Annotated in this window: 18 protein-coding genes and 2 pseudogenes; 12 read left to right on the top strand and 8 right to left on the bottom strand. The window is 59.0% G+C overall.

Annotated elements, in window-relative coordinates; all coding sequences use genetic code 11:
• Window positions 1-190 (bottom strand): response regulator (locus AB4Z52_RS34210; protein WP_442222276.1); only part of this gene is annotated, 190 nt, incomplete at its 3' end.
• 766 nt (window positions 191-956) lie between these two features.
• On the opposite strand from AB4Z52_RS34210, the gene AB4Z52_RS34205 reads away from it, so the two are divergent.
• The 3 genes and pseudogenes from AB4Z52_RS34205 to AB4Z52_RS34195 all read left to right on the top strand — a co-directional run.
• Window positions 957-1403 carry a pyridoxamine 5'-phosphate oxidase family protein gene (locus AB4Z52_RS34205; protein WP_442222275.1) on the top strand — a complete coding sequence of 149 codons (447 nt, stop codon included), beginning with the start codon at window positions 957-959 and terminating at the stop codon, window positions 1401-1403.
• Window positions 1404-1472: 69 nt separating this feature from the next.
• Window positions 1473-1802 carry a hypothetical protein gene (locus tag AB4Z52_RS34200; protein WP_442222274.1) on the top strand — a complete coding sequence of 110 codons (330 nt, stop codon included), beginning with the start codon at window positions 1473-1475 and terminating at the stop codon, window positions 1800-1802.
• A gap of 57 nt (window positions 1803-1859) precedes the next feature.
• Window positions 1860-2197 (top strand): annotated as a pseudogene (locus AB4Z52_RS34195) (hybrid sensor histidine kinase/response regulator); the annotation flags it as partial.
• On the opposite strand, the gene AB4Z52_RS34190 reads toward AB4Z52_RS34195, so the two are convergent.
• Window positions 2172-2303 (bottom strand): hypothetical protein, encoded by a 132-nt coding sequence (locus AB4Z52_RS34190; RefSeq protein WP_442222278.1) that lies wholly within the window; start codon window positions 2301-2303, stop codon window positions 2172-2174. The pseudogene AB4Z52_RS34195 and the gene AB4Z52_RS34190 sit on opposite strands and share 26 nt — an antisense overlap.
• A 32-nt stretch (window positions 2304-2335) precedes the next feature.
• Between AB4Z52_RS34190 and AB4Z52_RS34185 the strand changes: the two genes are divergently transcribed.
• Window positions 2336-2644, top strand: a complete 309-nt coding sequence (locus tag AB4Z52_RS34185) for a hypothetical protein (protein ID WP_442222273.1) — start codon at window positions 2336-2338, stop codon at window positions 2642-2644.
• A gap of 174 nt (window positions 2645-2818) precedes the next feature.
• On the opposite strand, the gene AB4Z52_RS34180 is transcribed toward AB4Z52_RS34185, so the two are convergent.
• The 4 genes from AB4Z52_RS34180 to AB4Z52_RS34165 all read right to left on the bottom strand — a co-directional run bounded on the left by AB4Z52_RS34180 (window position 2819) and on the right by AB4Z52_RS34165 (window position 6034).
• Window positions 2819-3214 carry a hypothetical protein gene (locus AB4Z52_RS34180; RefSeq protein ID WP_442222272.1) on the bottom strand — a complete coding sequence of 132 codons (396 nt, stop codon included), beginning with the start codon at window positions 3212-3214 and terminating at the stop codon, window positions 2819-2821.
• Between the two features lie 248 nt (window positions 3215-3462).
• Window positions 3463-4797: an ATP-binding protein gene (locus AB4Z52_RS34175; protein ID WP_442222271.1), complete on the bottom strand. Its 1335-nt coding sequence runs from the start codon at window positions 4795-4797 to the stop codon at window positions 3463-3465.
• Window positions 4794-5471 carry a response regulator transcription factor gene (locus tag AB4Z52_RS34170; protein ID WP_442222270.1) on the bottom strand — a complete coding sequence of 226 codons (678 nt, stop codon included), beginning with the start codon at window positions 5469-5471 and terminating at the stop codon, window positions 4794-4796. The genes AB4Z52_RS34175 and AB4Z52_RS34170 overlap by 4 nt, the downstream gene beginning before the upstream one ends.
• Complete coding sequence (locus AB4Z52_RS34165; RefSeq protein WP_442222269.1) at window positions 5468-6034, bottom strand: cytochrome b/b6 domain-containing protein; 567 nt, start codon at window positions 6032-6034, stop codon at window positions 5468-5470. The genes AB4Z52_RS34170 and AB4Z52_RS34165 overlap by 4 nt, the downstream gene beginning before the upstream one ends.
• A gap of 609 nt (window positions 6035-6643) precedes the next feature.
• Here AB4Z52_RS34165 and AB4Z52_RS34160 point away from each other — a divergent pair.
• The 8 genes from AB4Z52_RS34160 (at window position 6644) to AB4Z52_RS34125 (ending at window position 17609) form a co-directional block, all read left to right on the top strand.
• Entirely contained in the window at window positions 6644-7225 is a 582-nt protein-coding gene (locus AB4Z52_RS34160; RefSeq protein WP_442222268.1) for a GbsR/MarR family transcriptional regulator, read from the top strand.
• A gap of 5 nt (window positions 7226-7230) precedes the next feature.
• Window positions 7231-8991, top strand: a complete 1761-nt coding sequence (cydD, locus tag AB4Z52_RS34155; RefSeq protein WP_442222267.1) for a thiol reductant ABC exporter subunit CydD — start codon at window positions 7231-7233, stop codon at window positions 8989-8991.
• Window positions 8991-10679 (top strand): amino acid ABC transporter ATP-binding/permease protein, encoded by a 1689-nt coding sequence (locus AB4Z52_RS34150; protein ID WP_442222277.1) that lies wholly within the window; start codon window positions 8991-8993, stop codon window positions 10677-10679. Before cydD ends, AB4Z52_RS34150 begins: the two co-directional genes overlap by 1 nt.
• 87 nt (window positions 10680-10766) lie before the next feature.
• On the top strand, window positions 10767-12344 hold the full coding sequence (locus tag AB4Z52_RS34145) for a cytochrome ubiquinol oxidase subunit I (protein WP_442222266.1): 1578 nt from the start codon (window positions 10767-10769) through the stop codon (window positions 12342-12344).
• A 6-nt stretch (window positions 12345-12350) separates the two neighbouring features.
• On the top strand, window positions 12351-13505 hold the full coding sequence (gene cydB, locus AB4Z52_RS34140) for a cytochrome d ubiquinol oxidase subunit II (RefSeq protein WP_442222265.1): 1155 nt from the start codon (window positions 12351-12353) through the stop codon (window positions 13503-13505).
• A gap of 21 nt (window positions 13506-13526) precedes the next feature.
• Window positions 13527-13649 carry a cytochrome bd-I oxidase subunit CydX gene (gene cydX, locus AB4Z52_RS34135; protein ID WP_442222264.1) on the top strand — a complete coding sequence of 41 codons (123 nt, stop codon included), beginning with the start codon at window positions 13527-13529 and terminating at the stop codon, window positions 13647-13649.
• A gap of 276 nt (window positions 13650-13925) precedes the next feature.
• Window positions 13926-15110 carry an acetate/propionate family kinase gene (locus AB4Z52_RS34130; RefSeq protein ID WP_442222263.1) on the top strand — a complete coding sequence of 395 codons (1185 nt, stop codon included), beginning with the start codon at window positions 13926-13928 and terminating at the stop codon, window positions 15108-15110.
• Between the two features lie 81 nt (window positions 15111-15191).
• On the top strand, window positions 15192-17609 hold the full coding sequence (locus AB4Z52_RS34125; protein WP_442222262.1) for a phosphoketolase family protein: 2418 nt from the start codon (window positions 15192-15194) through the stop codon (window positions 17607-17609).
• Window positions 17610-17620: 11 nt separating this feature from the next.
• Here the strand turns inward: AB4Z52_RS34125 and AB4Z52_RS34120 are convergent, their stop codons facing one another.
• Both AB4Z52_RS34120 and AB4Z52_RS34115 read right to left on the bottom strand, forming a co-directional pair.
• Window positions 17621-17785: a type II toxin-antitoxin system RelE/ParE family toxin gene (locus AB4Z52_RS34120; RefSeq protein ID WP_442222261.1), complete on the bottom strand. Its 165-nt coding sequence runs from the start codon at window positions 17783-17785 to the stop codon at window positions 17621-17623.
• A gap of 562 nt (window positions 17786-18347) precedes the next feature.
• Window positions 18348-18574, bottom strand: a pseudogene (locus AB4Z52_RS34115) (IS5/IS1182 family transposase); the annotation flags it as partial.

Below are 18574 nucleotides of genomic sequence, written 5' to 3'. Positions count from 1 at the left end.
CGGGCAGGACGAGATCGAGGAATATGGCGTCGAACGAAATCCGCGGTAGCACCGCGCGCATCGAGGCACCATCCGCCACCGCGGTGACGCCATATCCTTCGTCCTCGAAGTAGCGTGTCAGCATCTGCCGGATGCGCGGATCGTCGTCGACCACGAGGATGTTGGTGGTCTGGCTCTGAAAGGGTGTCATCGTCATATTGTCCAGTGGCCCGCAGTGAAGGCTTGTTACATCTCAGGAACGCGGAATTTGTGGGATGGTGGCGATGTGCCTTAGGGAGCAGCGCTGAATACGAAGCGAGAAACTGTGAACTGAAACCGCCGCGTCGGATTGTTGATGGCTATAGCTCCAACTCCAACGCACCGTCTGCAATGGGAGACCCAGCGCCACCGCTGTCAAGCTGAATCTTTTTGGCTGCTCATATTGATTTGCCTCAATGCACTAAGCAATGGCAGAACTATCGTAGGATTGTTCGATACCGCATGCGTATTCAGGAGCGATACTATGCTTAGAGCAAAGCGCGATAACTTAGGTGGCTCGGCCGGTAGCGCGGTGCCATCTTTGGGTGAAACTGGAGGTAGAGTCTTCGTTCTTCGATCTATCGCGACTACTGCTCTAGCGAGGCTGTTAAGGCGCTGCGACGCTGAGGGTCAGACCGAACTCATAGCAGCACTCCGGCGCGCAATCGAAAGGAAATGTGAACAGGCAAGCCTGCCTGAAGCTGATATTGCGGCTGCGTCGGAGTATGCGCACGGGTTGTTTGAAGAAGCGCTGGAGCGGGCGGGGAGCGCGGCGCCTAAAAGGCAGGGAGATCCAAAACGGTAGTGCGTCGCTTACGTGATCATTAGCAGTGGCACCCCCTGCTATCTCTATACGAGCTTCGGTCGTCGGTAGGGATAGAGCTGGCGACTTTGTCGCGTTGTTGATGGAAGATCCGCTATGCCTGTGAGGAGCAGTTATGAACATTCAAGAAATGCCTTACCACGATTGTATTGACCTCGTTAGGAAACAATGGCTGGCGAGGTTGGCCTGCGCGGAGGGGAACATCCCATATGTCGTCCCTGTTCAATATGCTTACGCAAGTGATAGGCTATATGCCTTTACATTGCCGGGTAAGAAGCTGGATATAATGAGAGGCAACCCCAATGTTTGCGTCCAAATTGACAAGCTTAAAAGCAAGCACTCTTGGAAAAGCGTAATTATCGACGCGAAATTCGTTGATCTGGATGCCGATGAGTGCCGCGAAGAGAAGCATCGGGCCTGGTCTCTGCTGGCGCGACACATCGACTGGTGGGAGCCCGGCGCGTTGAAGCCGCCTTCCAGATTAGCGGATGCAACCTCGAAAGCGCACATTTTCTTTGCGCTCGATATGGTCGATGTAAGTGGGCGCGCCACTCAGAGCTAGCGGATGAGGAATTTCAAGGCGCGAAGAGGGCCAAAAGTCTATCTTCGTCTCATCATAAGGATTTTCGCCATGCCAAAAATCAAGGGTCAAAATTCAAGTGACAAGAGCAGCGCAACCGCGCCAACGATTGGAGAAATTGAAGGTCGGCTTCTTGTTCTTGAACTCGTAGCTTTGAGTTCTGTGTCAAGGTTGCTTCGTCTCCACGATGGAAAGGAAAAGGCAGACCTAATTGCAGAAATGCTGCGAGACATCGAAATTAATTGCCGAAAATCGGGGCTTAATTTTCGGGATATAATCGACGCGCAAAGCTACGCCGAAGATTTGCTGAAGGATGCTCAAGCTCAAGCGGACGGTCTCGATGACATTAAGCATGCATACCCCAAAACCAAAACGGATTAGTAGCTGACTAAGAGAGGCGCATGGTGCTAGGCGGCGAACTTGATGTCTACGGCCAATCTCCTTGTCGTCGAGGACGATCTGCGGGTAAGGCGCGTCGCAGTCGCCAGGCTGAGAGATGCGCGCTATCGGGTCTTGGAAGCCTCCAACGGCACAGAGGCGCTGATATTGTTCGGCCAGAACCTTGATATCGCATTGCTAATCACGGATATGGTCATCCAGGCGGGCCGGCGGGCGATAAGCTCGCGCGCTTGAAGCCAGACATCCGCGTGCTCTTCACCTCCGGCTATGCTTCGCCGCAAGTCGCGGGCGATCGACTTTCCGAAAACGAAATCTGGCTAAAAAGGCCATACACGGCACGGGAGCTTGTGATCAGGCTTCGCGAATTGCTGGACTGACGATCGAGGCAGCACCCACATTGAGCCGGAGCATTCCTCTGATCTTTTCCGGTGCGATCATTCCGGGATTGATCTGCATCAATGCGGCTTCGTTTGACAACGCCATCATCGGTTCATAGCAAAACGCGGAGGACCGCAATGAACGCCTTGAACAAGGATTTCACACGAACCGAAGAAGCGCTTTTGGCAGCGGCAGGCTTGGACGCTTCACATCCGCAGCACGCCGACTTCCGATTGACCAAGGGCGACAATGGCCTGTGGGAAATCTCCAGCTTGACGCTGAGGGGATATGATTGGATTTGCGCAGGGGTGAATGAGGCGCTGCGAACTGGAACGGAAACATCGGTCGCCATAAATCTCTTCGAGGCCAACCGCTTCTTGAAAGCGGCCAAAGCTAAGGGTTTCATAACAGAATATGTGGGCCTATCCGGCGTAGATTACGTCTAGTGAGAGCGCTGGAGACGGCCGTCGCCGGTGTGTGGGGCACATACACGGCGACGGCCGGACCGCGTCAGGCAGGCTGCATCACCGTGACCGTGACACCTGGAAGGAGCAGTGAACCGCACAGGCGTTGCATGCACTGTGGATCATTGGATGAACCAGCGGCCACGCCAAGTGCATCTAGTTGTAGACCGAATGGCAGGATTTGCATTCAGCGACGATGGCGCCCATCGTCTGATGGAAGGAGGCGGCGTCAGGCGCCTTTTGGCTCGCCTGATCCGCCATCGCCGCCAACTTGCTGAAGCGAGCATGCAGATCCTTTCCCTTGGCACTGCTGCTGCTGGCAAATGCGGCGTCGGCGCGCCGAGCATCGTCGGAGTAGCGATGCAGAATTTGCACCGCGGTTGGGCCATCAAAATTGACCAGCACCGCTTTTGCCGCGGAGGTATTGTCACCCATACTGCTCATGATGCTTTTGAGCGAGGCGGCAATGGCAGGTGCACTCAGCAAGACTAACGTCAGACCAACACCGAGAAATCGAGACGTGCTGAATGTGGATGGCGAGATTTTCTTCATGATGTTCTGCTCATTTCTGTCGTTTTCTAGAGAGTTCCGTTTGTCTGGAGCGAGGCTACAAAGATCTCCCGGAGATCGGTGGCGATTGTCAGAGCAGATTGGCGCACCGATTGTGGCGAAATCCATATTGCGGCTTGCATGCGATTGCCTTTCTTCGATTGATGACAGGCTTTTGACAGGTTGGCTCGGCGGGTCAGCTTTGGAGGTATGGAGCCTGAGCCCGCGCTTGAATATCCTTTCCGCCGCGCTTATCCGCCGCGCCGCGCGTCAAAGACAAGTCTCGCCAGCGTGCCGCTGTTGTCCCGAACCATCTCGAATTGCGCCCCGTGAAGCGCTGCAATACGCCGGACGATCTCAAGGCCAATGCCGAGGCCGCCGGCGCTTTTGAAGGCCGTGGTGGCGACATCATAAACCTTTGCTATCGCTGCCTGGTCGCGGACCGCGATCGTCGAATTATCGACCGAAACAACGATGGCGCTACCTGCCGGCGTGTGTTTGACAGCATTTTCCACGAGGTTGCGTACTGCATCCCGCAATAGGCTCTCAAGCGCCAGTACCTGTCGGTCGCCCATTTTCTCGAGTGCCAGGCTGTGACCGTTCTGGTAGACCCAAGGAGCCATCGCCTGCACCACATCTTCACCGATCGCCGACAAGCTGACTGGTTGGAAAAGGCTATGGTCGAAAGTATCCAATCTTGCCAGTGACGTGAGCTGCTCGACAAAATTGACCAGCTCGTCGAGATCGGCTTCCGCCTTGCGGGCACGCGGATGATCGATGCGCTCCAGCTCCAGCTTCACGGCTGCCAACGGCGTGCGAACCTCATGGGCGATGCCGGACGTCAGTATCTTTTGAGCTTTCATGAGATCGCCGACGCGTGTGAAAGCGCGATTAACGGCATCTGCGAGCCTTGCAACCTCAAGAGGCATCCCTTCAATATTGAGATGCGATCGGGAGTCCATTGGATCGAGCGCATCCGCGGCAAGGGCTGCTGCCCGAACCGGTCGCAGCGCGGTGCGAACGGAAACAAGCGTCGCTCCAAACACTAGCACGAGAATGATGCCCATCGGCACGATCATATGATCCAACACCTCGTGCCAAAGGACGCCTGAAATCGCATCTTGCGGGTCTCCGATGATTGCGACCTCCACCAGCACGGTATCATCGGCGACTGTGAATGCGCGCCCGCCGGCCAACGTCAGCGGCTTGCCAGGCCGGATCGTCCGGATCCAGAAGCTCGGCGGCTTCAAATCGAGCGGCATGAAATGCGTAGCACATTGTTCATTGCAGGTCGAAAACAGGACCTGGCCCGACGTGGTTCGTATACGCGCGAAATAACCGCTATTTGCTGAGCCATAGCGGCCTTTCAGATCAGCTGGAAGAGCAAAGAATGGTTGCTCGCTTGGCCCGGAGATCCCGCCAGCCAACTGCTCGGTCTCCCGCTCGATAAGCAAGCGCGACAGTTCACCATCATTCCAATAGTAGTTCGCAAAAACGATGGCGACCTGGGCAAGCATGGCGAGCACCGCAAAAAAGGCGATGCGACCGGCCAGGATTTCGCCCAATGAGCGCGCCCTGATGCTCACGAGGAAGTCTCTCGCAGAAGATAACCAACGCCGCGCACTGTCTCGACGGCGACATCGGTTGGAAGGCCGTCTAGCTTCTTTCTGAGCCTGGAAACGGCGAGCTCGATGGCATTCGTTGTGCGCTCGCCTCCAAATTCCGACAATACGCTTTCGATTCGTCGCTTTGGGACCACCTTGCCTGCATTGCGCATCAGCAATTGCATCAACGAATTTTCCATTGGAGTAAGGGCAATTTCCTTTGCCCCGCAAGTTAAGGCTGTCTTTGCTACATCGAAGGTCAAACTGCCAAATCCCAATATCGGCATTGTAGCAATTGGCGCCCGTCGCAGCAGGGCGCGAATGCGAGCCAGCAGTTCGCCATTGTTGAACGGCTTGGTGAGATAGTCGTCAGCTCCGGCATCGAGGCCGGCTATTCGCTCGTCGATGGCACTTCGCGCTGTCAAGATGAGGATGGGTATCGTCAGGCCCGCCTTGCGCATGTCGCGCAGGAAATCCAGTCCGTCCTCGTCCGGCAGACCGAGATCCAGCATGACGAGATCATATTCCACCGATTGCAACGCAATTCGGCCGTCACCGGCCGTGGGCAGCGCATCGATGCGCCATCCGGCTTCGTGGATCGTCTCCGAGACCAGGTCGCGTAGTCTGGCGCTATCCTCCACCAAAAGCAGCCTCATCGGCGTTTTCGTCCCGTCACCATTGCCCAGACCAGGTTTTCTTTGTGCCGCCAGCTTTCGATCAGCGCCGCCCCAGCGTGAGCAAAGGCCAGGATCATGATGATGTTGGCCATTAACCCATGCAACTGCTTCAGCCATTTATCGCCAAAGAATGCATCTAACGTTGTCATCCAACCTGTCAAACAGGTACCGATCAGCAATGCCATCAATGTCAGCATCATGATCGAAGCAAGCGGAGTGTGTCCAAGCATTCGCCGTTCGGTGCCCCGTGAAATGTCTCTCAACTGCGCGGCAACCTTGGCTCTTGTCGGAAAGAACTGGGAAAAGCGAGCATAGTGGGTGCCCGCAAATCCCCAGACGATGCGAATGCACAATGCGATAGCAACGGTGTAGCCGGTCATCCGATGCCAATATTCGCCCTCTTCCAGAATAAACAGATTGAGGACACAAGCGATTGCGACCGTCCAGTGGAATAATCGCACGACGGGATCCCAGACACGCACCATTGGGGTTACGGTTTTGAAGGGCAACCCGGCCTTTGGACTATTGGGTGCCTGATCCATTCTAGCAACCGCCGATTTCGCAGCTAGTCGCTAGGCTGGACACTCGGCCGAAAAAACGTTCAGTGCGCCTGATGGAAGGGTTTGTGGAGAATGTCGACGTGGCAAGTGTTACAAGGGGGGGCATGAAGCAATGTCCTTTTGGTCGCTAGAAGCGTCGGGAGGTGGCATCCTGTTAAGCCTGGCAAGCTGTTAAGAGCCTGTCAGAACGCCCAGATAATTTCGAACCCAGTTGAACAGGCGCGCCGCGAAGTCATGGGCGGCAGCCAAAAAGGTCCGAATTGGAGATATCTGCCAACTGGGATGCAAGCATGGCGCGGACGCAATCTCGATGATCGCCAGGCGTCACGGACAACAAGCTTCTCGTCCAAGCGAAGACGAGCGCACTTTCGGCATCGATTGACTTAGATCAAGTTCCTTTGCCCTGTCGCCGTCTATAGAGGCGGCAAGTGCTACCGGGCCAAGCAGAATCGACCAAACCCGCAGTCAAACCTCCGCGGAGAAATGACTGGCTCAGATTGACGCATATGCAGGGCGAGGATTGCAAAACAAGCCTTGGGGAATATATTGATTTCAGAAATTACTGAAATTACTGTAACATCGGAAGTCGCCATGAACCTCCCGCCTCTCGTCCAATCCTTTGTTCTTCACTTCGGCGAGATGGGCTCACGCTGGGGGATCAACCGCACCGTCGGACAGATTTATGCTCTGCTTTATGTCTCTCCGACGCCGCTCTGCGCCGAAGACATTGTCGATGCCGTTGGCGTCTCGCGCTCGAACGTGTCGATGAGCCTGCGCGAATTACAGGCTTGGAATCTGGTCCTTCTCAAGCACAAGCCGGGTGATCGTCGCGACTTCTTCACCACGCCGGACGATGTCTGGCAGATCCTTCGGACGCTGGCCGAGGAGCGAAAGAAGCGCGAAGTCGACCCGACGCTGTCCGTTCTTCGCGAGATCTTGATGCAACAGCCGGCTAGCGAAGAAGAACGCTATGCGCAGGCGCGCATGACCGAGATGCATGGTCTGATCGAACAACTAACAAATTGGTACGACGACGTCCGGCAGCTTGAAACCGAGCGGTTGGCAACGCTGCTGGCGCTCGGTGCCAAGGTGACCCGATTGCTCGAGGCGAAGGACCGCGTGGTCTCTCTTGGCCGTCGCCGGCCAAGTCCAAATCCGACCGGCGAAAGGTAAGGGCCATGACCAGTGCTTTTCTTGAAGCCGATATCGAGCCGGACAATGCGCGGGCAAAGGCTCTGCAGGTCGCCGCGGAGCCCACATGGCTCGATCACCGGAAGGTTCGCCGCGCCCAACCGGACGGTCTGCGCCGAGCCGCGGTGGTGCAGACTGTGGCGGCGCTCATATGGATCGGTCAGGCCGCGCTGCTCGCCTTTGGCGTCGGCCTGATCACGGATGGCAGCAGGCTTGGGGCAATCGTCTTGCCGGCTGCCTTCGTCCTCATTTTGGGGATCCTGCGCGCAGCACTGGACGCTGTCGGCGGGCGAATGGCTTTCCGTGCGGCAAGAGCGGAGCTCAGCCGGCGCCGCGATATTGCCACCGCAGCCCTTGCCGCCCGCTCGCCTCTGGATGCGGAGCGACCCGCGTCGGGGCTTGCCGCCAGCCTGATCGCGGAACAGGCGGAGACCATCGTGCCCTATTTGGCCCGCTTCCTGCCGGCGCGGCTGAAGGCAAGCGCAGTGCCGCTTGTCATGTTTATCTGCGTGTTTCCCATCTCCTGGGTCGCGGCCGTCATCCTGATGCTTGCGGCCCCGCTTATCCCGATTTTCATGGCATTGATCGGCTGGCGCGCCAAGGCAGCCAGCGAGGAGATGCTGGCAGAATCCGGCGGTCTCAACGCCTTCCTGCTGGATCGCCTGCGCGGTCTTGCGACGATCCGCGCGTTGGGTGCGGTGGATATCACGGCGCAAAGGTTGCGTGCCGATGCGGAATCTCTGCGCGTGCGCACCATGGCGGTGCTCAGGATCGCATTTCTGTCTTCTGCGGTACTGGAGTTTTTCGCGGCCCTCGGAGTTGCCGCAACCGCCGTATATATTGGCTTCAGCTTGCTCGGTTCGATCGATATCGGCACCTGGAACGGTAAGCTGACGCTGACGCAGGGCCTGTTTATCCTGCTCGTGGCGCCGGCCTTTTTTGAGCCGCTGCGGGAACTCTCATCGGTTTGGCATGACCGCGCCTCGGGCGAAGCGGCGATCGATGCGCTCGACGCACTATCAAACAACTGTCTGGCCTTGCCCGGCTGGCGAACTGATAAGGTTGATATATCCGCCGATCGTGCCAGCTCGCCGGATATCGGCATCGATCACTTGTCTTTCCGCCATGCCTTTAAGCTCAAGCCTGTTTTCGACGGCCTGAGCCTGACGATCGCGGCGGGCGAGCGTGTCGCTCTGCTTGGTCCAAGTGGCTGCGGCAAGACAACATTGTTGTCGTTGATCGCGGGGCTGGCGCCGTACGAGAACGGCGCGATCCGTATCGGCGGCGAATTGCTGTCGGATCGCTCCTCGGCAGCGCTGCGCCGCCGTATTGCCTGGATCGGGCAGCGTCCGCATGTCTTTGCCGGCACGATGTCCAGCAACATCTCACTCGGTCGGCGGGAGATCGGGGCAAACGCGATCCGATCCGCTATCCGGGATTTACATTTGCAGCCCGTCTTCGAAATGCACGGGACGGCGCCGATCGGCGAAGGCGCGTTGGGCCTTTCGGGCGGCGAAGCCGTGCGGCTGGTGCTGGCGCGCGCCGCTGTTGATGGCCGGGCCGACATTATTCTTGCAGACGAGCCAACCGCGCATCTCGATACCGAGACGGCAAACGATATCACCCGTAGCCTCATGGTTCTTGCCCGTGGGAAGACCCTCGTCATTGCCACGCATGACCCGGTGCTGGCGGCGAAAATGGATCGCATCATCCATCTCGGCGCCTGCGTACAGGAGGTGACGGAATGATGTCGACCTTCCGCTCGCTTGGCCCCGTCATTAGACTTTTCACGGCGGAGCGCCGCCGATCGCTGTTGCTGGGCGGCGTACTCTCCGCTGCAACCGTTCTGGCGGGGATGGGGCTTCTCGGACTTTCCGGCTGGTTCATTACGGCGACGTCACTCGCCGGGTTGTCAGCGGCAGCAGCGATTACCTTCGACGTCTTTGCACCGTCGGCCGGCATCAGGCTGTTGGCGATCGTCCGAACGGCCGCGCGTTATGGCGAGCGGTTGACGACGCATGACGCCACCCTCGGCGTCCTTGCCGCCCTTCGCGAAAGGCTTTTTCGCGGTTGGGCAGAGCCGGCCGCGGCGACCGCGCTCATACGCCGACCCGCCAAGCTGTTGTTTCGGCTGACGGCAGATATCGACGTGCTCGATTCTCTCTATCTGCGTGTGCTCATTCCTGTCGCGGTCGCCGTTCTCTCCGCTCTGGCGACAGGCGTCGTGCTTGGGCTGATGCATCCGCTGTTCGGTGCGCTCGTCGGGCTGTGGCTCGTTGCGACCGGCCTCGGCATCCCGCTGTTTGGAGGCAGGTTGGCGATCAAGCCGGCCCGCCGCCGGGCGCATGCGATTGAGGCGCTGCGATCACGTGCCATCGATCTCGTCGCCGGGCAGACCGAACTTGTCATGGCGGGGCGGCTGCAGGCGCAGCGCGCGGCCGTCGCCAGGGCCGATCTGCGCCTGGCCGAGGCCGATGACCGGCTGAACCGCATCGAAAGTACCGTCATCTTTAGCTTCGGTCTCGTTTCGACCGCCCTATTGACCGGCACACTTGTGACCGTCGCTGCACTCGCCAAGGCCGGGACTATCGGTGCGCCGGCCGCCGCGCTCGGATTGCTGATCACCTTTGCCGCGACGGAACCCTTCGCAGCGCTTCGTCGCGGGGCCCTCGAACTCGGTCGCACCGCGTTGGCCAGCCGGCGCATCGGACCTCGGCTTGCCCCGCAGTCGCCGAGAGTGTCTGTTCGCAAGGCATCGGAAGGCTTCGCGATCCACCTTGGCAACGTCGTGGTCCGGCATGAAGGTGCCGCCCGTTTCGCCCTTCATGACATCTGTCTTTCGCTCATGTCCGGAGAGCGTCTTGCCCTGATCGGCGCAAGCGGGTCCGGGAAGTCGACGCTTCTCTCTTTGCTCGCCGGCGAAATCGCTGCTGAAAAAGGCGTGGTCGAGCTCCGGCCCTCGACGTTGCTGACCCAGAGGACCGAAATTTTCCAGGACAGGTTGAGCGACAATCTGCGCCTTGCCGATGCGGCCGCGAGCGACGAGGTACTGTGCGACGTGCTGGCATCCGCGGGTCTGATTACGGAGACACGGGCACTGCCAAAGGGGCTCGATACGCGCCTTGGCGAAGGCGGGCTCGGTCTTTCCGGTGGTCAAATGCGGCGATTGGCCCTGGCCAGGTTGCTGCTTCGGGATGCGTCGCTCTGGCTGCTAGACGAGCCGACCGAGGGTCTCGACGGCGATACGGCGCGCGATGTCATGCAACGCCTCACTGCTCTTGCGCAAGACCACTCGCTTGTCATCGCTACGCATATCCGGCGCGAGGCGGCGATCGCAGATCGAATAGCCGTTCTCTCCCAAGGCCGGATCGTCCAAATGGCGCGGCGCGGCGACGTGGAATTCGACATGCTTCTGGGCGGACTACGGCCGGACTGAGGTGCAGGCCTACAAATCATTCTATCCGCACCACCCCAAATGGCGGTGCGGACAATCATCGACCCCTGGGACAGTGGGAGAAAATTTATGGAACTCGACATCGTGGCGCTTTCGCGCCTGCAATTCGCAATGACTGCTCTCTATCATTTCTTGTTCGTGCCGCTGACACTTGGTCTTTCCGTACTGCTCGCCATTATGGAGACCACCTACGTCATGACCGGTCGGCAGGTCTGGCGCCAGATGACGAAATTCTGGGGCACCCTGTTCGGGATCAACTTCGTGCTCGGGGTCGCCACCGGCCTGGTCATGGAGTTTCAGTTCGGCATGAACTGGAGCTATTACAGCTATTATGTCGGCGATATCTTTGGAGCCCCGCTCGCGATCGAAGGCCTGATGGCCTTCTTTTTAGAGGCGACCTTCGTCGGGCTGTTCTTCTTTGGCTGGGAAAAACTCTCCAAGGTCGGCCATTTAAGCGCCACCTGGGCAGTCGCGCTCGGTTCGAATTTCTCGGCCCTGTGGATCTTGATTGCCAATGGCTGGATGCAGAACCCCGTTGGATCGGCGCTCAACCCCCAGACGATGCGCATGGAAGTGACCAGCTTCTTTGACGTCGTCTTCAACCCGGTGGCGCAGGCAAAGTTCGTCCATACCGTCTCGGCCGGCTACGTCTGTGCGTCGATCTTCGTCCTCGGCGTCTCAGCCTGGTATCTCTTGAAGGGGCGACATATCGAGATTGCCAAGCGCTCCATGACGGTTGCCGCCTCCTTTGGCCTTGCATCTGCGCTTTCGGTCGTCGTCCTTGGCGACGAAAGCGGCTACCTGTCGACCGAGCACCAGAAGATGAAGCTGGCCGCGATCGAAGCCATGTGGGAAACCGAGCCGGCCCCTGCCGCTTTCACCGCCTTCGGCTTCCCGGACCAGCAATCGCGCGAGACGCACTATGCCGTCCACATACCCTGGGTGATGGGCCTGATCGGTACCCGGTCGCTGACAACCGAAATCCCCGGCATTCAGCAACTTGAGGACCAGGCGAAGATCCGGATCCGTGATGGCATCAAGGCTTATGACGCGCTCATCAAGATTCGCAGCGCCCCGACGCAGGAAGCGGTGGCGCAGGACGTGCGCTCGTCCTTCGAGGATCTAGGTCATGAGCTCGGCTATGCGCTTCTGCTCAAGCGCTACGTCGACGATCCGCGGCAGGCGACGGATGCCCAGATCGACCAGGCGGCTCGCGATACCGTCCCGAACGTGCCGACGCTCTTCTGGTCGTTCCGGGTCATGGTCGGCCTGGGCATGTTCTTTATCGCGCTTATGGTCACCTTCTTCTGGCTTTCGGCGCGCCGACGCCTTGATCGCTATCCACTGCTGCTTCGTATCGCGGTACTGGCCATCCCGCTGCCGTGGGTTGCGATCGAGTTCGGTTGGATCGTCGCAGAATTCGGGCGCCAGCCCTGGGTCATAGAAGGCGTCCTGCCGACCGCTGCTGCTGTTTCCAGCCTCGGGGCGGGCACCGTTTTGCTCACCATTATCGGCTTTGCATCGCTCTATACCGTTCTGATCGTCATCGAGATGAGCCTGATGGTGAAGGGCATTCGTAAAGGGCCGGAGCCGGACGACGAGCCGGAGGCCGGGCTCATTTCTCAAACTCTCATCTCAGCGGAGTAGAACATCATGATCCTTCACGAACTCATCGACTATCAAACGCTGCGCGTGATCTGGTGGCTGCTGCTTGGGGTATTGCTGATCGGCTTTGCGGTCATGGACGGCTTCGATCTCGGGGTTGGCACGCTGCTCCCCTTCGTCGCGAAAACCGATACCGAGCGACGCGTCGCCATCAATACGATCGGCCCGGTCTGGGAAGGCAATCAGGTTTGGCTGATCACGGCCGGCGGCGCAATCTTCGCAGCCTGGCCGCCGCTTTACGCAGTCTCCTTTTCGGGCTTCTACCTCGCCATGTTCGCGATCCTCTTTGCACTCATCCTGCGACCGGTGGGTTTTAAATACCGCTCCAAGCGTGATAGCGCCCGCTGGAAGGCCGGATGGGACTGGGCGCTGTTCGTCGGAGGCTTCGTGCCGTCGCTGATATTCGGGGTGGCGGTCGGCAATGTCCTTCAAGGCGTGCCTTTTCGCTTCGCCGACGACATGCGCATCTTCTATGAAGGATCCTTCTTCGGATTGCTCAATCCATATGCCCTGCTTTGCGGTCTGCTCTCGGTCGCCATGCTCTCGATGCACGGCGCAGCCTGGCTGCAGTTGAAAGCGTCCGGTCAGGTTGCGGAGCGAGCCCGCAGCTATGGCAGCATCGCAGCGCTCGCCGTCATTGTCCTCTTCGCTCTAGGCGGCATCTTCCTGTGGCTCGGTGTCGACGGCTATCGCATCACCGGCGACATTAGCACGATCGGGCCTTCCAACCCGTTGCTAAAGACCGTCGACAGGGTTGCCGGCGCCTGGTTTACGAACTATGCCGCGCATTCCTGGATGTTGATTGCCCCGATCCTCGGCTTCGTCGGCGCGGCCACGGCTTTCGTCGCCATGCGGGCAAAGCTGGAAATCACCACGCTGCTCCTCAGCAAGATATCGATCTTCGGTATCATCTCGACCGTCGGCGTTTCGATGTTCCCCTTCATCCTGCCATCGTCGCTCGATCCGCGTTCGAGCCTGACAGTCTGGGACGCGTCGTCCAGCCACACGACGCTGTTCATCATGCTGGTGGTGGTGGTGATCTTCCTGCCGTTGATCATCGCCTACACGAGCTGGGTCTACCGCGTGCTCTGGGGCAAGGTCGACGAGGCCAGCGTCAACGAAAAGGGCGGACACGCCTACTGAAATCAGGAAAGGAAAGAGATAATGTGGTATTTCGCCTGGATCCTCGGCCTATCACTGGCCGCCGCCTTCGCAGTGCTCAACGCCATGTGGTACGAATTGGTGGACGATGATGTGACAAAGAACGAGGACCAAAAGCGCACGTAGTGGCGTCGGTCGCATCGCCCCCACACGGTTCTTCGCGTGGGGGCTACATGATCAAGGGTTTGTTCTGCGTCACGCAATTTTTTAGGCAAGGCTGAACCGGGCGGCGATGTCGGGCGTTGTGTCCACAATTGCGGTTGGTATGCACGCCGGTTGTTTCGCCTTCCCGTCATCATCAGTTCGCCTGCAGCTGCATAAAGTCAGTTGCACGTCCTTAGGGAGACTGTAGCCAGGCAGTGCGTCACGACCACTGGACAACATCGTCGCGAGAGATTGGACATGACGCATATTGACCTACTTTTAACGTTCAATGCGGGATCCTCGACGGTCAAGATAGGCCTGTTCGAGATCGATGGAGACAAAGCCCGCCGCGTCGGCACGGGACTGATCGATTTCCGCCGCCGCCCCCTCAGCTTCCRGCTGACGGAAGGACCCGCCGTCTTCGACGTTCCTTTAAAGGCAGAAGCCAACGAGGATTTGCGCGATGTCATCTGCGAAACATTCGAAGTCCTTGGAGCACATTTCAATATGGATAGGGTGCATGCCGTCGGCCATCGCGTCGTGCATGGCGGCGATCGGTTCGCCGGCCCCGTTTCCCTCGACGACGCCACGATTGGCGACATCGATGCGCTGACGGCGCTGGCGCCGTTGCACCAGCCACAAGCCCTGCGCCTGATCCGCGCCGTCAGACATTTGAAGCCGACGCTTGTTCAAACGGCCTCATTCGATACCGCTTTTCATGCTGCCCAAAGCGACCTCGTTCGTCGCTTCGCCCTTCCGCGCGCCCTGCACGACCAGGGGGTCAAACGTTACGGTTTTCACGGCCTTTCCTATGCCTTCATTGCCGGCGAACTGCGCCGTCGCGCACCGCAGGCTGCGGCCGGCAAAACCATTGTCGCCCATCTCGGCAGCGGCGCCAGCCTGTGCGCATTGGAYGGCGGCATCAGCCGCGACTGCAGCATGGGGTTTTCGACGCTCGACGGCATTCCCATGGCGACACGCTGCGGCACTCTTGATCCTGGCGTGCTGCTGTATCTTCTAGGAGCGAAAGGCACAACGCTGCAAAGCGTGGAGGATATGCTCTACCACCGCTCCGGTCTGCTTGGTGTTTCTGGCATCAGCGCCGATACCCGCGATCTGCTGATGAGCCAACGACCGGAAGCGCGAGAGGCGGTCGACCTTTTCGTTTTGCGCATTGCCGGCGAGATCGGCCGCATGACGATGACGCTCGGCGGCCTTGCCGCCGTCGTCTTCACCGCTGGGATAGGCGAGCACCAGCCGGACATACGCGCCGCCATCTGCAACCGCCTGCAATGGCTCGGCCTTTCCATCGACGGCAGTGCGAATGCCGCCAATGCGCCTGTCATCAGCACATCGGCAAGTGCCATCGCAGCCTTCGTCATTCCAACCGACGAGGAGCAGGTGATCGCCGATGAAGCCATGTCGGCCCTGCCGCGGGAATAAATTTCGCGCCCACTGATTGCTCACCGCGTTTGGCCCAAAGGTCAGATGCAATCAACCACCGACCCGATGGGGAATAGTCCGATGGAAAACCGTGACCGGAAATCTGACAAGACAGTACCACTCGACATTGCCGAACTCGACCTTATCGACCGCTATTGGCGCGCTGCCAATTACCTGTCGGTCGGCCAGATCTATCTTCTCGATAATCCGCTGCTGCGCGAACCCTTGCAGGCAGAGCATATCAAGCCGCGGCTGCTTGGCCATTGGGGAACGACGCCAGGGCTCAACTTCCTCTATGCCCACCTCAACCGCATCATCCGCCAACGCGATCTCGATATCATCTATATTTGCGGGCCCGGGCACGGCGGTCCAGGCATGGTTGCCAACACCTATCTCGAGGGCAGCTACAGTGAGATCTATCCGGATATTTCTGCGGATGCAGACGGCATGCGCAAACTCTTCCGTCAGTTTTCCTTCCCGGGTGGAATTCCAAGCCACGCAGCACCGGAAACACCTGGTTCGATCCATGAGGGCGGCGAACTCGGCTATGCCCTTGTTCACGCCTATGGCGCCGTATTCGACAATCCCGATCTGATCGCCGCCTGCGTCGTTGGCGACGGTGAAGCCGAGACCGGTGCACTGGCCGCGAGTTGGCAATCCAACAAATTCCTCAACCCTACCCGGGACGGGGCGGTGCTGCCGATCCTGCATCTCAATGGCTATAAGATCGCCAATCCGACTATTCTTGGCCGCAGCAGCGACGAAGATCTGCGCCATCTCTTCATCGGCTATGGCTATGAACCCTTCTTCGTCGAAGGGTCGGACCCACACCAGATGCACCAGGCGATGGCGGTCACCTTCGAACTGGTCTTCGATCGCATCCGCGCCATTCAACGGGAGGCCCGCACGGGTGTACCCGGGAATATCTGCCCCCGTTGGCCGATGATCGTGCTCAGGAGCCCGAAAGGCTGGACCGGACCAAAGGAAGTCGACGGCAAAAAGGTAGAAGGCTTCTGGCGCGCCCATCAGGTGCCCGTTTCCAATTGCCGGGAGGATGCCGGACATCGCAAGATCCTTGAAGACTGGATGGGAAGTTACGATCCGCAGGATCTATTCGACGCCGATGGACGATTGAAGGACGACTTGCGTGCGCTGGCGCCGAAGGGCGAACGACGTATGGGCGCCAATCCCCATGCCAATGGCGGTCTGCTGCGCCGTGAACTCGTCGTGCCGGACATCCACGACTATGCCGTAGCGATCCCCGAACGCGGCAGAACACTGGCGCAATCGACGGAAGTTCTCGGCCATTATTTGCGTGACACCCTGTCTCTCAACGCCGACAGCGCCAATTTCCGCATCTTCGGACCCGACGAGACGGAGTCCAACCGCCTCGGCAGCGTCTTCGAAGTGACCGACCGTGTCTGGATGGAGGAAATAGAGCCCTATGACGAGCATCTGAGCCGCGACGGCAGGGTGATGGAGGTGCTCAGCGAACATCTCTGCCAAGGCTGGCTTGAGGGCTATCTGCTAACCGGCCGCCATGGCCTGTTTTCCTGCTACGAGGCCTTCATCCACATCATCGATTCGATGTTCAACCAGCACACCAAATGGCTGAAGGTGTCGCGCGAATTGTCGTGGCGGAAGCCGGTTTCGTCACTGAACTACCTGTTGACCTCGCATGTCTGGCGGCAGGACCACAACGGTTTCAGTCACCAAGATCCGGGGTTCATCGACGTCGTTGCCAACAAAAAGGCAGATGCGGTGCGCATCTACCTGCCGCCTGACGCAAACACCTTGCTTTGGATCGGTAATCATTGCCTGGCCACCTATGACCGCATCAACGTCATCGTCGCCGGCAAACAGCCGGAGCTGCAGTGGCTGCCGATGGCCGAGGCCATCAAGCATTGCCAGGCTGGGATTGGCATCTGGGAGTGGGCTGGCAACGAACAGAGCGCGGTCGAGCCCGACGTGGTTATGGCCTGCGCGGGCGACGTGCCGACGATGGAGACGCTCGCCGCGGTCGATCTCCTCCGTCAGAATATTCCCGAGCTGTCGATCCGCCTGGTCAATGTCGTCGACTTGATGGCCCTTCAATCCAAGGAACAACACCCGCACGGCCTCACCGATGAGGTGTTTGATGGGCTGTTCACATCGGACCGACCTGTGATCTTCGCCTATCACGGTTATCCTTACCTGATCCACCGCCTCACCTATAGGCGCAACAACCACGGCAATATCCACGTCCGCGGCTTTATCGAGGAAGGCACGACAACGACGCCGTTTGACATGACCGTTCTCAATGAACTCGACCGCTACCATCTTGCCATTGAGGCAATCACGCGCGTGCCGGGGCTCAAGGAAAAGGCGGCCGATGTGATTGGCCTTTTTCGTAACAAGCTTGAGGAACATCACCACTATGTCCGCCAATACGGCGAGGACATGCCGGAAATCAGCAAGTGGAAATGGCCCTATGACAGCAACGGGTCCCGCTTGCCTTGAACTGTCAATCGTCAGAGAACACTGGCTACAACACCGCGTCGAGTGTCCGCAGGCCGGCTGCATCGAGTGTGTAATTCCGTCACGAACCGAAAAGCGGCCTCCGGATTTTCGGGGTAGATGTAGTCGGCCATATCTTCGAGGTCTTTCGCGGCGGCCGGCTCGAACGTCACCGCCATTACGAGCGGTTTCCGCCATATTTGGCTTCAAGACGGTCGAAGTCATTGTCGGCGGCGAGGCTTGCCCGGCGGTGATGGCTAGATGCGGCCGCTGATACAGCCATTCGCCCGGCACGGCACCTCGGCTTTGCTGGGGTCTGCCATGGGCGCGACTCGATGAAGGGCCGCTATCGCGCCGGGTTGCGCCAGGATCAGCGCGTCATCGAAAGGCGCGCCGGCATCAGGCGCGGACCCTCAAGTCGGTCCGCGCTGACGCACGCCTTCCTCGCTCTTGCTACACCGCCCTGACCTTGGCCGGGCCGCTAACGCGCCTGTCATTTTGACCGCACCCAAGCGGCTGATCCGGACGAACAACCGGTACCCAGAGCTTCGCTTGTCCTTCGCTTCAAAAGGATCCCGTCATGGCATCGCTCAATCACCCCTCCAAATCCCGGCGCGCACCCAGCCTCGAAATGGCGAGAGCGTCGAGGGGCTGAAAGAAGGCCTGGCCGAAAAGGCCATGCAGATCGGCGTTGGTGCACAAATGGGGCATTAGGCACAATCAGCTCTTTGATGCCGCCTGCTATGTCGGCCTTGCCGGGCAGCGAACGGACTCCGGGCGTGCGCACGCCGTCATGCGGTTGAGAACGGCGCAGCCGATGGCGACCTCCGTCTGCTGAGCCGAAAAGGAGCGAGCTCGCAGGCGACGTCCGATCAGCCCCTTGTAGCGCCCGATGGCGGTCTCGATCAGGGCGCGCTTGCCATAGCCGGTGGACGCCTGCCAATTCAGCCTTCCATCATTGGCGATCG

This window comes from Rhizobium sp. 2YAF20 (genome assembly GCF_052114685.1).
Taxonomy (GTDB): domain Bacteria; phylum Pseudomonadota; class Alphaproteobacteria; order Rhizobiales; family Rhizobiaceae; genus Rhizobium.
The sequence above is the reverse complement of the archived record's forward strand: the minus strand, read 5'-3'. Positions and strand labels throughout refer to the sequence as shown.

Excerpts from the sequence above, each read along its gene's own strand:
- AB4Z52_RS34205 (WP_442222275.1), top strand. The coding sequence starts at position 957 with ATGAACATTCAAGAAATGCCTTACCACGATTGTATTGACCTCGTTAGG.
- AB4Z52_RS34200 (WP_442222274.1), top strand. The coding sequence starts at position 1,473 with ATGCCAAAAATCAAGGGTCAAAATTCAAGTGACAAGAGCAGCGCAACC.
- AB4Z52_RS34190 (WP_442222278.1), bottom strand. The coding sequence starts at position 2,303 with ATGGCGTTGTCAAACGAAGCCGCATTGATGCAGATCAATCCCGGAATG.
- AB4Z52_RS34185 (WP_442222273.1), top strand. The coding sequence starts at position 2,336 with ATGAACGCCTTGAACAAGGATTTCACACGAACCGAAGAAGCGCTTTTG.
- AB4Z52_RS34180 (WP_442222272.1), bottom strand. The coding sequence starts at position 3,214 with ATGAAGAAAATCTCGCCATCCACATTCAGCACGTCTCGATTTCTCGGT.
- AB4Z52_RS34170 (WP_442222270.1), bottom strand. The coding sequence starts at position 5,471 with ATGAGGCTGCTTTTGGTGGAGGATAGCGCCAGACTACGCGACCTGGTC.
- AB4Z52_RS34165 (WP_442222269.1), bottom strand. The coding sequence starts at position 6,034 with ATGGATCAGGCACCCAATAGTCCAAAGGCCGGGTTGCCCTTCAAAACC.
- AB4Z52_RS34160 (WP_442222268.1), top strand. The coding sequence starts at position 6,644 with ATGAACCTCCCGCCTCTCGTCCAATCCTTTGTTCTTCACTTCGGCGAG.
- cydD (WP_442222267.1), top strand. The coding sequence starts at position 7,231 with ATGACCAGTGCTTTTCTTGAAGCCGATATCGAGCCGGACAATGCGCGG.
- AB4Z52_RS34150 (WP_442222277.1), top strand. The coding sequence starts at position 8,991 with ATGTCGACCTTCCGCTCGCTTGGCCCCGTCATTAGACTTTTCACGGCG.
- AB4Z52_RS34145 (WP_442222266.1), top strand. The coding sequence starts at position 10,767 with ATGGAACTCGACATCGTGGCGCTTTCGCGCCTGCAATTCGCAATGACT.
- cydB (WP_442222265.1), top strand. The coding sequence starts at position 12,351 with ATGATCCTTCACGAACTCATCGACTATCAAACGCTGCGCGTGATCTGG.
- cydX (WP_442222264.1), top strand. The coding sequence starts at position 13,527 with ATGTGGTATTTCGCCTGGATCCTCGGCCTATCACTGGCCGCCGCCTTC.
- AB4Z52_RS34125 (WP_442222262.1), top strand. The coding sequence starts at position 15,192 with ATGGAAAACCGTGACCGGAAATCTGACAAGACAGTACCACTCGACATT.
- AB4Z52_RS34120 (WP_442222261.1), bottom strand. The coding sequence starts at position 17,785 with ATGGCGGTGACGTTCGAGCCGGCCGCCGCGAAAGACCTCGAAGATATG.